This is a genomic window from Streptomyces sp. NPDC046557 (genome assembly GCF_040645975.1).
Taxonomy (GTDB): Bacteria; Actinomycetota; Actinomycetes; order Streptomycetales; family Streptomycetaceae; genus Streptomyces.
Map to the genome: position 1 here is coordinate 1,054,976 of NZ_JBEYZH010000001.1, position 14,837 is coordinate 1,069,812.

A 14,837-nucleotide genomic window follows, 5' to 3' on the forward strand; every position below is an offset into this window, starting at 1 on the left:
CGCTCATTCCTGGGTGGCCGCGGCCCGGGCGGCCGCCACGATCGGCTCGAAGAAGCCGGGAGCGCCGCCCCCGCCCACGACGAGTGCTCTGTCCAGCAAGGTGTTTCCGGTCTCGCAGCTGGTCTCCGGAAGCAGTGCGCAGGCGTGGCAGGCGGCACGGTTGAGGTTGCCGAAGCCCTGACCGGTGTGCTCCGAGCACAGCGGGTCCGCGGAACACCAGGCGGCGGTCTCTGCCATCCGCAGCAGTGTCTCGGCGAGCCGGGGCTGCTCTCCCTGCTGTACGAGGCCCCCGAGCGTGCCCTCAGCATCGCCGGCCGCGGTATATACGAGGACCCCGTACTGGTCGTGTTCTGTCCTGGCATACACACGCTCGCGCAAGCTGGCCGTGGTGTAGCCCGACTCGAAGGACAGCTGGCGCACCAACAGGTGCCCGAGAGTGTGCAGGAGTACGAAGCGGGGGGAGAGCTCCGAGCCCGTCAATGCCTGGAGCCGGTCCTTCTGGAACGAGCGGTCCAAGTCGGCCCGGAGCCCCGCCACCCGGGCCCGTACAGCGTCCTGCTGTTCCCAAGCGGTCAGGGCAGCCGGGTCCAGGGTGAGCAGAACGCCTTCGCCGAAGACCTCTACTGCGGGCAGCCAGCGCAACCGGCGGGAGGTGTCGGCGGGGACGATCGCGGCATCCGGGGAGACCCGGCTGAAGCCGGACAGGGCGCGTACCTCCCGCAGTCGGTCGGCGAGGATGATACGCCCGACGCGTTGGTGCAGTGCTGCCCAGGGCTCCACGGTCTCGCCGTCCAGCCCGAGCCCGGAAGAGCGCACCAGGAAGTCACGCGTCACCGGCGGTTCGCTGGCCGTCAGGGCCGACCATTCCTCACGGCGCAGATCGGATCCCGCTGCGGACGCGGTGGCGGTGGTGGTACCACCGGCGTGGGCAGGCGTGCCCGTCCCCGTCTCCTCGGCGATGAGCGCGTCCAACAAGTCGTCCCCCACCCCCGTGTCCTCCTTGACCATGTCCCGGAGGATCTCGCCGCGGGGTGTCCCGGCGGCCTTGCACAGCGGTACCCAATAGTCGCTCTCGCGGACCCGATCGGCGAGAGCCGCTCCGTCCGGAACCGGCACTTCGGCTTCGGGAAGGGAGAGGGCCGAGTGGACCACCGGGTAGTAGAGGTTGCCCGCCGTGCGCTGCACGACCTGGACGGGCTTTGCGCAGTCGGCGGCTTCACGCACCCTCTGCCAGGGGTTCCGTCCGGAGCACCGCATGCCGTGAGTGCCCAGGACGTCCAGCAAGTCCCGGGACGCGCCGCACCCGGGGGCCACACAGGAGACGGAGAGCGCCTCCAGACCGGTTGCCCGGTCCGAGACGCGGAAGCGCAGCTGCTCGCGTGAGCCGCACGACTGCCGCTGCGCGGCGTCGAGCCGGGCATGCGCCCAGAACCACCAGTCCACGTCACCGAGGTGACCCCCGGCGCAGATCTGGACGAACCGCATCGGGACGAGTCGGCGCACCGGCATGCAGGACGGGCAGCTCGGTGGTGTCCCGGGCTTCTCGTCGGTGATCCGCCAGCGCACCATGCGGCGACATGATCCGCAGAACAACCAGGCCGGGAAGCGGATATACGGTGCACCGGGCGCGTCGGGGCGGTCGAAACGGTCGTTGAGGGTTGCGGGCGCGGCAAAGAAGCCGGTCACGCCGAGCCGGGAAGCCAATCGCGGGGATTCCACCGGCTGGCGCAGTCGGGGCCAGTCCCCGATTCCGGCCGCGACAAAGGACTCGCCCTGGATGTCGAAGACCGCGCCGACGCCGAACGGGAGCACCGTCTGGGCCTGACGGACTCGAAGCTTGCGGTTCACTGGTCGGCTCCCTTCACCGTCACCTGGCATTCGCGATCCACGCTGCGCATGGAGTGGAGGGTCTCCCACAGTCCCCCGTGCTGTTCGAAGTTCTTCAGCAGGTTGTGCTGTCCCTTGCCCTGATTGCGGTAATAGAGGTCCTTGCCTTCCTGCCTGGCGTTGCGGGCCGCCTCCTCCCAAGCGGCGAGCAACTCGGCGAGTTCGGTGCGAACCGCGTGCGCCGCGCGCCGGTCGCCGGCCCCTGCCCTCCGCGCGAGGAGTTCCGCCAGCGCCCGGGCCTCACCGATGCGGTCCTGCAGTTCCCCCGCCTGGTTCTCGGCGCTCAGGCCCAGCCGGTGGCGTACGAGGATGACGAGCGCTGCGTGCAGGGCGCGCCGGCGCGCCGGTACCGACCACGGTGTCACGCTGGTCGGTTCCACATTCCGGTAGAGGGCCCGGTGATAAGGGTCGAAGGTCTCGTAGTGTGAACGGTCCCTGGGACGTGTGGCATTGAAAAAGGCGACGACCAGTCCTGGCACTGTGTGCCGGCCTACCCGGCTGGTGGCCTGGATGTACTCGGCCGTGGTCTTGGGCTGCCCCTGCATCAGCATCAACGCGAGCCGTTTGACGTCCACACCGACCGACAGCATGTTGGTGCAGGGCAGGAAGGACACGGCTTCGGCATGCGTCCAGGGCCTTTCCAGCCGGTCGAGCAGCACGGGTTGTTCGGCCCGTGCCAGGTTGCTGGTCAGCTCCTGTACCTGGTGGTCGGCAAGGTTCCGGGCACCGGATCCGGCGTCCAGACCGGCGAGCTGGGCAGGGATGTCATCGGCCGCTGCGGTGACGGTACGGCCGAGTTCGCGAAGGCTGTGATGGTAGGCGACGAGGGTCCAGTAGGAGTCCCGGTGCTCCTCCGGCAGCTCCCATGCTCCCTGCAGCATGGCTGCGGCGGTGGCCACCGCCGCACGGCCGGCTGTGTGCCCTTGGGCCATGACGCCCAGGTAGCGCCGTCCGGGGCGTGAGGTGTCCGGCTCGGCGAAGTAGGAGTGGCGGGCGTCGAGCCCGGCGGGCGGGAAGAGCTGTACATCGGTGCCGTAAAGGGCGCGAACCTGTTCGCCGGAGCGGCGGATCGTCGCGGTGGAGGCGACCACCTTGGGACCCGTCCCGTCGGCCGTCGTGCACAGGCCGAGAATCGCCGCCTCGTACAGTCCGACGGTCGTGCCGAGCGGACCGGTCAGCAGGTGCAGCTCGTCCTGGATGACCAGGGAAGGAGGCAGGCTTCCTCCCCCTGACCCGAACAGGTTTCCCGCTCGCGGCTCCCAGGCGAGCCGGGCGAATTTGTCGACGGTACCGAGGACGAAGGTAGGCGGCCTGTCATACAGCTGCTGGTCTACTACGGCGACCGGCAGCTCGTCATGGAAGGCACACGCGTCGCGCGGGCAGAAGAACGCGAAGGAGTCGGCGCCGGCCCGGATGCCGTAGTCGGCGTGATCGGCCGAGCGGTGGGCGGGCAAAATGCGGGTGCCGCACCAGGGGCAGCGGTCGAGGATGAAGACATCCTCGGGGCGGGCGGCGGACCGCACCTCTTGAGCTGCCGTCGATGCGGCCTCATACGTGTTGGGCGAGGTCGCCTCACCGACCCACAGCCCGATCGAGAACGGCTCTTCGCCGTAGCGTTCGGGATCACCGCGGCGCATCGTCTCCAGGGCGCAGACGGTGGTCGCGGCCCGCTGAAACTGCTGGGTGGTCAGCAGGCTGAGGGTGTACCGGCTGAGGACCGCGGTGCCGCCGCCCTTCGGGTCGCGTCGGCGCAGCACCATCACGAAGGCAGCGAGCAGCAGGTATGCCTCTGTCTTGCCACCGCCGGTGGGGAACCAGATCAGGTCGGTCATGCCCCGATCGGGGTGGCGAGGGTCGGCGACGCCGTCCAGGGCCAGCAGGAAGAACGCCAGCTGGAACGGGCGCCAGGTGGACTCGGGGTCGGGTGCCGGGTCGGCGGCCACAGGGTCACGCCGGGACCGCCGCTCGCCCGCTTGGTCCCGTGCGGAGTGACGCATCTGCAGGGCCATCGCGAGGTTGGCGGCGCGGAACGCCTGCAGGAGTTCGGGGCAGCCGGGATCGCACAGGGTGCGTACGCCGGACTCCATCCGGGCAACGGCCGCACCGATGCGCTCCAGGATCCGGTCGGCGGCGTCCCGGCCCCAGGCGGGCACCGTGGTGTGCCGCTGTTCCTCGTACCAGCGGCGGTAGTCGGAGGTGAACTCCGTCAGTTCCTGCCGCAGCTGCGCCACGGGGAGGCCCGGGTCTGCGAGGTGCAGCACGTTGAGTACGGCTGCGCCGGTGAGGCCGGCCGCACGGGTCGCGGGCACTTCAGCCTCCGGCAGGACCACTGCGCGCAGTGCGGTCACGGCTTCGCCGTCGCGGCATTCCTCGACGGCGCAGCCGTGGCCCACGGCATGGGTTTGTACATGCCGGTACTGGAGCCGCAGCTCCTGCTCTTCCGGGTCCCGGCTGGCCAGCCGGACGCTGGGGTACTGCAGTACCCGGCCGTTGCAGGGACGCACGCCGAGCGCGACCTGGAACAGCATCCGATCCCACTGGGCCGGCCGGCCCAGCGCCGGTTCGGTGCGGGCCGTGTTCACCAGCGCCACGGTAACCAGGAGACCTTCGCCGAGGGGGCGGCGACGGATCCTGAGCTCAGCCCGCCCGTCAAGGACGCTGACGGCTTCCTGGTCCGGCCCCACTCTGTGGGTCTCCTCCGGCAGCGCGATCCGCTGCCAGCGGCGCCCCTGGTCTCCCTGGGCACGCACAGTGCGGTAGTGCGCTCCGCCGCAGCCGATCTCGATGGTCTCACTGTCCGTGTAGAAGCTGAGGCCGAGGGAGGAAGGCAGCCAGGCGTTGGATTCCGGAACAGGGTCGTCTGCCGGGTTGGTGTCGAGGGCGGTTCCTTCGGTTCCGATGCCGTCCGCGTCTTCGGCTGCCAGCGTCAGCTGCCTCTGGAGATCGGCATCCTGGGGGTAGAGCGTGCCCATGAGGTACTGGCGGTCGGGCGGCGCGTCAAGGACTTCGTCCTCGCCATGGGCCGGTCCGACCAGCTGGCGGCTCAGATAGTCGACGAGTTCTTGTCGGGGGTCCATGGTGTCCTCGGGAGGAGTACGGGTATGTGCGGGCTGGGCAGACGGGTGTTCAGCCGCGGCGCCACCGGTCGCGCAGCGGCCTGCGTTCGGGGGTGGTCATGGCTGCGAGCTGTTCCTGGAGTTGGGCGATGCGCACCCACGCGTCGTGCTCGGCCTGAGCCGCCCGGCCGTTCGCCGCGGCCTCCGCTTCGGCAACACGCTGAGCGGCCCACCGTTCGACGGCCTCCACCCGCGCAGCCGCGTGGGTATCGGCGTCCTCCAGGGCCCGCTCCCGCTGTGCGAGTGCGGACTCGGCCGACCGCAGGCGCTCGGCGAGCGCGGAAATGCGGGCTTCGTGCTCCTGGGCCGAACGCCGCAGCAGAGCCTCGGCTTCGGCTGCCCTCCGCTGGGCTTCCGCGAGGTCGCGCTGAGCGCCGGCTGCCTGCTCGGCGGCCTGCCGCTCTGCCCGAAGGGCCGTCTCGGCCTGCATCCGGAGCTTAGCCACGCGTTCATCGGCCGCGCGGCGCAGCGAAGCCGCTTGGCGCTGCAGGGCCAGGTCGACGCGCTTGAGCAGTACTGACTCCAGCTCGTCGAGCTGTCGTTCCGTATCGGCGGCAGCGCCGAGGGCACGCTGCCGCTCCTTGTCGAGCGCATCCGCGTGCTCCTCCCTGAGTCGGCGCTCGGACGCCGCCGCCTCCGCCCGCAGACTCGCGATGCGCTGCTCGTAGCCCTCGCGCAGGGCTTCCAGGCGCTGCCGCTCGGCCGTGCCGTCCTGCTCGGCACGGAACCCGATCGGCGTGAACGCCCGGACGGGGTCGACCGGCTCCGCAGCAGCCACCTCCTCGACGGCGGGCACCCCATCCGGCGTCGGGGCCCCGGCGTCAGCCCGCGCAATCGGCACCGAGACGACCGGCTCGGGAGTCTCTGCCGACTCAGCTGCCTCGACGGGCTCGGTCTCCATAGCAGGCTCCAGAGCGACAGTCCCCTCCTCCGCGGACCGCGACGGGGCCGGGTGCTCCTCGACGACGGCCGACCCTGCATGCTCGATCGGCCTAGTCACCGCAGTGACCTCGCCCCGCGCAGTCGGCTGGGACATGAACTCCCGCAGGGCGTCACGAACCGCGAGCCGCGACTCGCTGCGCACCAGGGGGCGCTCGGCGAGGTAGATCCGCGGGGACGCCCCGTTGAGCGCCTCGAAGGATCGGTCGAAGAAGTCCGCGGGACGCCGCCCCGCGTCCTTGAGAGCGTCGAAAACCTTTTGCAGCACCTGCAGAGCCGTGACAGCCGCGCGGTCCAGCGTTCCGCGGCTCTTCACCGCCGCCACGACGTCATCGGCGGCGGACTGCCCCAACACAACGGCTAGTTCGGCGTCACCGAGAGCCACCAGCGCATACTCGGCGAGCCACACGACGGTCCCTGAGAACACGACGGGGATGGCCAGCGCCTGCTCCCAGTCCGGCGGGTGCGTTCCGGCCGAGCGCGCCTCCGGCTCGGGCTCAGGGTCCCGCTGCGGGGCCGACTGCGGGCCGGGACCGGGTGCCTGCTGAGGCTGCGGCTCGGGTGCCTGCTCCGGGGTCGGCCCGGCGGCGGCCGATGGCGGCTCCGGCTGGGTGGTCTGCTCCGGGCCTACCTCCGCAGGCTTGAATACGGCGGCCTCGGACAAAGGCGGCTGCGCAGGCACGTCCGCCGCCTCCGGAGCGTCGCCCTCGGCACCGGCACGTACATCAGGCTCCCGCAGCGGCTGCGGGCTGAGGGGTGCACGCTGAGCTGGCAGGGCCGCAGGTGTCCGCAGTCGGCGAGCCCGCTTAGGCGGCGCCTTGCGCTTACGGGGCCTCGGGTCCGGCGGCTCAGCATGCCCCGGGCCGATCCCGTCGGCCAACAGCATCTCGCGGAAGGCCGCGAACGCCTTCACCTCCACCTGGCGGATGCGCTCGCGGGTGACGCCGAACTCCTTCCCCAGGTCGTCCAGGGTCGAGCGCTCGCCGCCGTCCAGGCCGGTACGGCGCAACAGGATCCGCGCACCCCTGGCGTCGAACCGGTTGAGAAGGGAGAGCAGATACTCGTGACCGACGGCCTCCAATGCCAATTGCTCCGCCGACGGCAGCGGGCGTTCCAAGGCGACCAAGTCCCCCAGGTGCACACCGTCTCCAATGACCCGGTCCAGCGAATCCGTACGCCTGCTGACCTTCCGGATCTCCTCGACCCGCTGCACACTCAGATCGCAGGCCACTGCGACGTGGGCGGCGCTCGACGGGTGACCTTCCGACTGGAGCCTGCGCTCCGCCACGGCGACCTTGCGGATCTGCTCATGGAAGTGGACCGGAATGCGGATGACCGCGCCCTCGTCGGCGATGGCCCGGCTGATCGACTGCCGGACCCACCATGTCGCGTACGTGGAGAACTTGTAGCCCGTGGTGGGATCGAACTTGACCGCTGCCTTGAGCAGCCCGATCACCCCGTGCTGGAACAGGTCGTCGTAGTCGAGACCCTGTCCCGCGCTGTGGCGGGCAATACGATGCGCGAGACCCTGATTGTGCACGACAAGGCAGTTGCGCGCCCTGACCCGAAGATCGGCGGCCGGGAGTTGGGCCATCTCGGCCTCGGTCGGTCGGCTGTCGATCCGATCGGCGCCGCCGCGCACCAGTACGCCGAGCCCCACTTCCTCCTCGGCTGTGAGCAAGCGCTTCTCGGGTCGCCGCGTGAACCGGTCCTCGTTCAGCACCGCCTGCGCGGCCCGGACCGCGCGATCGACGTCCCCCAGAGGCCGCGCGGTCGAGGCATGGTCGGGGTCGCGCTCCTGGTCTGGGTCCTGGACGAAGTCCTCCCATTCGGCGGCTTCGGCCTCCGTCGCCGGAGGCATGACATACGGCCGCGCCGCTTCCCGAAGCGCATGCGACTCTGCCGGCGTCAGCCCGGCAAGCCGGGCCACCCCCTCCACGACGGTGGCGCTCACCTGGCCTTGTGTATCCGTGTACCGACTGAGCAACCCCTGCGCCGCCGCCACCCGGCCCGTCAAGGCCGGGGGTACAACCTTTCCCGCGGCACGCTCGTCCTGATCCTTATGCTCCGCTTTCTGTCGGACCTGCAGCCCGAGGTGGGCCAGCTCGCTGCGCAGGCGGTCCTGCTCGGCCGGCGCCAGCCCGAGACGCGCAACGCGGTAGCGGAAGTCCTCCTCGCAGACCACCCCTGCCACCGCCGCCTTGCCGAGTTCGGCGTACAGCTCGCGGAGCGCGTTCCGAAGTCCGGCCGCATCCCGCTCACTCCGAGCCTCTTCACTCACGGCCACCCCTCCCTCACCCGTTCAAGAGATGACGCTAGGTCAGCTCGTTGACAATGTCAACAGACTGGACACTGGCAATGATCGGCACCCCTGTGTACATTTCATTACTGGAGAACTGGCCCGAAGGACGATGGTGCCTCTGCGACCATGAACAGGGCACCCGTCGCCAATCGGTATAGGCGCGGGCGGGGTGGGCCAGCAGGGCTGTCGGCGACGTGACGGAGAGAGGGGCGGCAGTGACCGAACGGCTGATCGGGGGCCGGTTCCGGGTGACGGGAGTCATCGGAGCCGGGAACATGGGCGAGGTCCACCGGGCCGAGGACTTGCATCGCGCGGAGGGCGACCCGAGTCGTACCGTCGCCGTGAAGACCGTGCTTCGCCGCCGCTCCGGAGCCATGCTCGACACCGGTGCGAATGCCAAGGCCCTCCAGCGGTTCGCCCGCGAGGTCCGCATCATGCGCCGCCTGCAACACCCGAACCTCACCCGACTCATCGACGGCGGTGTCGACGACGCCGACGGCGGGCGCCCGTACCTCGTCATGGAGTACCTGGACGGCGAGACGCTGCGTGACCTGATCGAGGAGGAGCGCCAGCTCCCCGTGTCCTGGGCCGTCGCGATCGGCGCTCAGATCGCCGCAGGTCTGGCCGCGGCGCACACGGCGGGCATCGTCCACCGCGATCTCAAGCCGGCCAACACCATGCTGATCACCGGCGGCACCGTGAAGGTGCTGGACTTCGGCATGGGCCGGATCGCCGATGATCCGGAGGAAACCCGGCTCACCAGCACCGGCGTCAGCGTCGGCACGGCGCGCTACATGGCGCCCGAGCAGTTCGAAGCCAAGCCGGTCACACAAGCGGCCGATCTCTACGCCCTCGGCTGCGTCCTGTACGAGATGCTGGCCGGGGTACCGCCGTTCACCAGCGGGTCGGCCTACGAGCTGGGCCGCAAGCACGTCGAGGAAGAGCCGCCCCCGCTGCGGTACGTCCGGCCTGCCGTACCTGCCGGACTGGTCCGCCTGGTGGACCGGCTGCTGGCCAAGGACCCCGCCGAGCGGCCTGCCGATGCCGTCGCCGTCCGCGACGCCCTGCTGCCCCTGCTCCCCGAGGCCTTCGCGGCGGATGGAACCGACCCTGCGGACGAGGGCTCCGCGCTTCCCCACTGGAGCGCCCTCGACCCGGTGCGCGTCCTGCGGCACAGCAATCCCACGGCGGCGACGAAACCCGCACCCGTTGCCGAGACGCGGCCCTCCGCACGTCCCGGCGGGGCCGGGATGGACGTCTTCGGCGTGCACAGCGCCCTGATCGAGGACTACCGCTCCTTCACCGAGGGCGGCACCGTCATCCGGGACGACCGTATCGCCGCGTTCGTCGAGGAGGACCTGAACCTCAAGTCGCAATGGCCGGACCCGTGGCTGTCTCTCAATCCGTTCTTCGCGAGCGGCGGCACGGTCGTCGAGCTGGCCGGTCAGGGCGTCCTGCACCGCGAGTGCGCCCAGATCTTCCAGGCGGGCAAGACGGAGCGCGGCACGGTATGTGACGGCCGCCCGCTCACCCTCCACCAGCACCAGCGCGAGGCGATCGACGCCGCCGCATCCGGGGACTCGTACGTGCTGACCACCGGTACCGGCTCCGGCAAGTCGCTGTCGTACATCGTCCCGATCGTCGACCGGGTGCTGCGCGAGCGGGAAGCGGAGGGACCGCGCTCTGCCGTGGGGGTCCCCCCGGCCGGAGGCCGGGGGAGGGTGCGGGCCATCGTCGTGTACCCGATGAATGCCCTCGCCAACAGCCAGCTGAAGGAGCTGGAGAAGTACCTGCGGGACGGATACGGCGAGGGCCGCGAGCCGGTCACTTTCGCCCGCTACACCGGCCAGGAGGACGACCAGCGCCGCAAGGAGATCCGCGACAACCCTCCGGACATTCTCCTCACCAACTACGTGATGCTGGAGCTGATGCTGACCCGGCCCGCCGACCGCGCCAGCCTCATCAGCATGGCGCGTGGTCTGGAGTTCCTCGTCTTCGACGAGCTCCACACCTACCGCGGCCGGCAGGGCGCCGACGTCGCCCTGCTCATCCGCCGGGTACGGGAGGCATGCCAGGCCCAGCGGCTCCAGTGCGTCGGCACGTCCGCCACCATGTCCACCGAAGGCACGGTGGACGACCAGCGCAAGGTGGTCGCCGACACCGCAAGCACCCTTTTCGGTACCGCCGTCCACCCCCGTAACGTCATCGTCGAGACCCTGATCCGCGCGACCGACGAGGCACCCGAGACCGTCCCCGCCGATCGGCTCCGCGCGCCTGCCGCCCCTCGCGCCTATGCTGACCTGGTACGCGACCCGCTGGCCCGCTGGATCGAGACCCGGTTCGGCCTGGCGGTGGACGCCGGCCGCCTGGTGCGCCGACAGCCGGCGAAGATCGAGGTCGCGGCCCAGGAGCTCGCCGACGCCTCGGGCGTGGACGCCAAGCAGTGCCGGGACGCGATCCGCGCCACCCTGGAGTCCGGCTCCGAGGCACGCCACCCGGTGACCGAGCGGCCCCTGTTCGCGTTCCGGCTGCACCAGTTCCTCTCCAAGGGCGACACGGTCTACGTCACCCTGGAGAACAAGCTCACCCGCCACCACACCCGCTCCTACCAGCTCGAACAGCCGGGCAGCGGCGGCAAGCTGCTGATGCCGCTGGCGTTCTGCCGGGAGTGCGGCCAGGAGTACCTGACGGTGTGGCGCACGGAGAGGGACGGCGAGGTCCGCTACGAGGCCCGCCGGGACACCATGGCGACCGGCGGACGGCAGGGCGACGGCTACCTCTACGTCGACCACGACCGGCCCTGGCCGTCGACCACGCAGTACGCGGTCGACGACCGCCGACTGCCCGAATCCTGGCTGGAGCTGGACGACAAGGGACAGGAGGTCGTCAAGAAGTCCTACCGCGACCGGGTGCCGCGCGCGATCACCGTGGACCCGCGCGGTGTCGAGGGCCAGGGCGAACTCCAGGCTGCCTTCATCCCCTCGCCCTTCCTGTTCTGCCTCCACTGCGGTGTGGCGTACGAGCAGACCCGCGGCAAGGACTTCGCGAAACTGGCCACCCTCGACCAGGAGGGGCGCTCGTCGGCGACCTCCCTGATCTCGGCCTCGGTGGTGAAGTCGCTGAAGGTCGTGCCGGAGGAGGCCCTGGGCAAGGAGGCGCGCAAGCTCCTCACCTTCGTCGACAACCGCCAGGATGCCTCGCTCCAGGCCGGCCACTTCAACGACTTCGTCCAGATCACCCAGCTGCGCGGGGCGCTCTACCGGGCCGCCCTCGAAGCGGGCGAGGACGGCATCCCGCACGAGGAGCTGGCCACCCGCGTCGGGGAAGCCCTCGCCCTCGCCCTCGTCGACTACACCGGCGAGAGCGAGCTCGCGCCGTCGATCGCACGCGCCGCTGCCAAGACCCTCCGCGATGTGATCGCGTTCCGGCTCTACCTGGACCTGGAGCGCGGCTGGCGCATCACCATGCCCAACCTGGAGCAGACCGGCCTCCTGGAAATTGGCTACGAGGACCTGGACTGGGTCGCGGCACAGCAGGACCGGTGGGCCGGCACCCACGAGAAGCTGCGTACCGCCGACTCCGCCCTGCGCGCCGAGATCATGAAGGCGCTGCTCAACGAGATGCGCCGGTCCCTCGCCATCGACGTGTCCTACTTCCGGGACGACTTCGACGCCCTCCAGCGGGCGAGCGAGGAACGGCTCGTGGACCCGTGGGTCCTCTCCGCCTCCGACCGCCCCAAGGTCGCCGCCGCCTACCCTCATCCCTCGGGCAAGGGCATGGACCGCTCGGCGCTCTTCCTCTCCGCCCGCGGCAAGTTCGGCAAGTACCTGTGCCGCGCCGACCGGTCGTTCAAGGAGCTGTCCACCGACGACCTCCAGCTGGTCATCGAGCAGCTGCTGCAGGTCCTTGCGAAGGCCGGGCTGGTGAAGGAGGTCTCCGAGGCCCCGCAGCGCGCCGGCCGCTTCCGCCGGCCGACGGGCCCCGCCACGATCGGCTACCGGGTCGCCGCGCAGTCTCTGGTCTGGCGGGCCGGGAAGGGCGAGACCGGTACGCACGACCCGCTGACCCGCACCTACCAGAGCGGCGACGGCCCTCGGGTGAACACCTTCTTCCGCGAGCTGTACAAGGATGCGGCGGGCGCCCTGGCCGGCCTGTTCGCCCGCGAGCACACTGCCCAGGTCTCCCCAGAGGAGCGGGAGCAGCGGGAGGAGGCTTTCCGCAAGGCCGAGCTGAAGCTGCTGTACTGCTCGCCGACGATGGAGCTGGGCGTCGACATCTCCTCGCTCAACGCGGTGATGATGCGCAACGTCCCCCCGACGCCTGCCAACTACGCCCAGCGCTCGGGCCGGGCAGGCCGCAGCGGCCAGCCTGCGCTGGTCACCACGTACTGCGCCACCGGCAACAGCCACGACCAGTACTACTTCCGCCGCTCCGAGCGGATGGTGGCGGGCGCGGTAGCCCCGCCCCGCCTGGATCTCGCCAACGAGGATCTGGTCCGCTCCCACCTCCAGGGGATTTGGATCGCGGAGGCCGGCCTGAAGCTGGGTCGCGCCATCCCGGACGTGCTCGACGTGTCCTACCCGGACACCGGAGAGCGGCCCGCCCCGGACCTGAACCTGCACCCGGAAATCCTTGCCGCGTCCCTCGACAAGGACGCCCAGCGCCGCACGGTCGACGCGTCCCTGCGCGTCCTCGGACCGCTGCTGCCCGACTTCGCGGACACCACGTGGTGGTACGACGAATGGATCCAGGACCAGGTCCGTACGGTCCCCGAGCGGTTCAACCGTGCTTTCGACCGCTGGCGCAAGCTGTTCACGTCCGCGCTCGACGACCAGTTCATCCAGAACCGGCGCCGCCTCGACTACAGCCTGACGGAGGGCGACCGGATCCGGGCGAACTCCCGCCGCCGTGAGGCCGAGACGCAGCTGAACCTGCTGATGAACGAGAGCGTCGACAACAAGTCGGTCCTCTCGGACTTCAACCCGTACCGCTATCTCGCCTCTGAGGGCTTCCTGCCCGGCTACAGCTTCCCGCGCCTGCCGCTCGCCGCGTACATCCCGACTGTCGGTCACCGCCGCGGCAACGGCGACTTCCTCCAGCGGCCCCGCTTCCTCGCCATCCGCGAGTTCGGGCCCGGCGCGCTGATCTACCACGAGGGCGCCCGCTACCAGGTCACCCGGATCCAGCTCCCGCCAGACTCCTCCGGCGACCTCGCCACCAGCGAGGCCTGCCGTTGCGCGCAGTGCGGCTACCACCACGACCCTAAGGAACGCAACGACCGCTGCCTGATGTGCCACGAGCCGCTCGGCTCAGCCACCTACGGGCTGCTCCATCTCCACACCGTGTACACCACGCGCCGTGAGCGGATCTCCTCCGACGAGGAAGAGCGTCGCCGGGCCGGCTTCAGGCTGGAGACCTCCTACCGCTTCCACGACCACGGCACCCGCAGCGGCCGGCTGAACGCGTCCGTCGCCGACGCGGCGGGTGCTCCGGTCGCCGAGTTGGCGTACGGGGACTCGGCGACGGTCCGCATCACCAACACCGGCCGGGTGCGCGCCAAGAGCGACGAGCCGAACGGCTACTGGCTGGACCTGACCGACGGCCGCTGGATGAACGACCGCGACGCGGCCCAGGCGTCCGGTGACTCCGGCGAGCTGCCGATGGTCGACGAGGACGGCAACGAGCGGCGCCGCAAGAAGCGTGTCATCCCGTTCGTGGAGGACCGCCGCAACATCCTCGTCCTTACACTCGACGAGGCCCTGCCCGAGCCGATCGCGCTGTCCCTCATGTACGCGCTGGAGCGGGGCATCGAGGCCGCCTTCGAGCTGGAGGACGCCGAGCTCACCAGTGAACTGCTCCCTCCGGACGACGGCCCGCGCCGCCGCATCCTCTTCACCGAGGCAGCCGAGGGCGGGGCCGGCGTCCTGCGCCGCCTCCAGGCGGAGAGGGGCGCGCTGGCGAAGGCGGCCCGCCAGGCCCTCGCCATCTGCCACTTCGACGAGGACGGCACGGACCAGGGCGGCCCGCACCCGGACCGGCCCTGTGCCCTGGGCTGCTACGAGTGCCTGCTGACGTACGGCAACCAGCTCAACCACGCCCTCATCAACCGGCACTCGGCGCGGGAGCTGCTCGTCCGCTTCGCCTCCGCTTCGGCCACGCGTGAGGGGCGTGGCGAGTCCCGCTCGGAGCAGTTCCGCCGACTTCTCGACCAGACACCCGACGCCCCCGCCACCACCCGGGTGGAGGCCGCGGTCGAGGAGGCCGTCGCCGTCGCCCAGGACAACCTCCTCACCTGGTTGAAGGCGCGTGGCCTGCGCCTGCCCGACGAGAGTGAAACTCTGATCACCGAGGCGAACGCCCTCGCGGACTACGTGTACCGGCTGCCCGGCGTGAATTTGGCTGTTTTCGTGGACCTGCCGGATACCGAGCCGACGGCACTGCGCGACGAGGACGCCGAGGAGCGGCTCCTGGATGCCCGCTGGGACGTCCTCCGCTTCCCGCACGACGCCGACTGGGACAAGCTCGTCGCCCCGCACGCCCGCTACTTCGGCGCCCCCTCCGCCCACTGAATCCGCCACTGACAACGAGGACGA

4 protein-coding genes are annotated in these 14,837 nt (G+C 70.5%); 1 reads left to right on the forward strand and 3 read right to left on the reverse strand.

Translation table 11 applies throughout. The features are described from left to right. Positions 1-3 precede the first annotated feature (3 nt). Genes drmB through ABZ934_RS04900 form a run of 3 tightly spaced genes read right to left on the reverse strand, consistent with a single transcriptional unit; the run spans position 4 to position 8,223 of the window. Positions 4-1,848 carry a DrmB family protein gene (gene drmB / locus ABZ934_RS04890; RefSeq protein ID WP_361308509.1) on the reverse strand — a complete coding sequence of 615 codons (1,845 nt, stop codon included), beginning with the start codon at positions 1,846-1,848 and terminating at the stop codon, positions 4-6. Then, positions 1,845-4,964, reverse strand: a complete 3,120-nt coding sequence (locus tag ABZ934_RS04895) for a helicase-related protein (RefSeq protein WP_361308511.1) — start codon at positions 4,962-4,964, stop codon at positions 1,845-1,847. The genes drmB and ABZ934_RS04895 overlap by 4 nt, the downstream gene beginning before the upstream one ends. A 49-nt stretch (positions 4,965-5,013) precedes the next feature. Further along, positions 5,014-8,223, reverse strand: coding sequence for a sigma-70 family RNA polymerase sigma factor (locus ABZ934_RS04900; RefSeq protein WP_361308513.1), 3,210 nt, complete (start codon positions 8,221-8,223; stop codon positions 5,014-5,016). Positions 8,224-8,459: 236 nt separating this feature from the next. On the opposite strand from ABZ934_RS04900, the gene ABZ934_RS04905 reads away from it, so the two are divergent. Next, positions 8,460-14,813, forward strand: coding sequence for a protein kinase (locus tag ABZ934_RS04905; RefSeq protein ID WP_361308515.1), 6,354 nt, complete (start codon positions 8,460-8,462; stop codon positions 14,811-14,813). Positions 14,814-14,837 lie beyond the last annotated feature (24 nt).

Excerpts from the sequence above, each read along its gene's own strand:
- ABZ934_RS04895 (WP_361308511.1), bottom strand. The coding sequence starts at position 4,964 with ATGGACCCCCGACAAGAACTCGTCGACTATCTGAGCCGCCAGCTGGTC.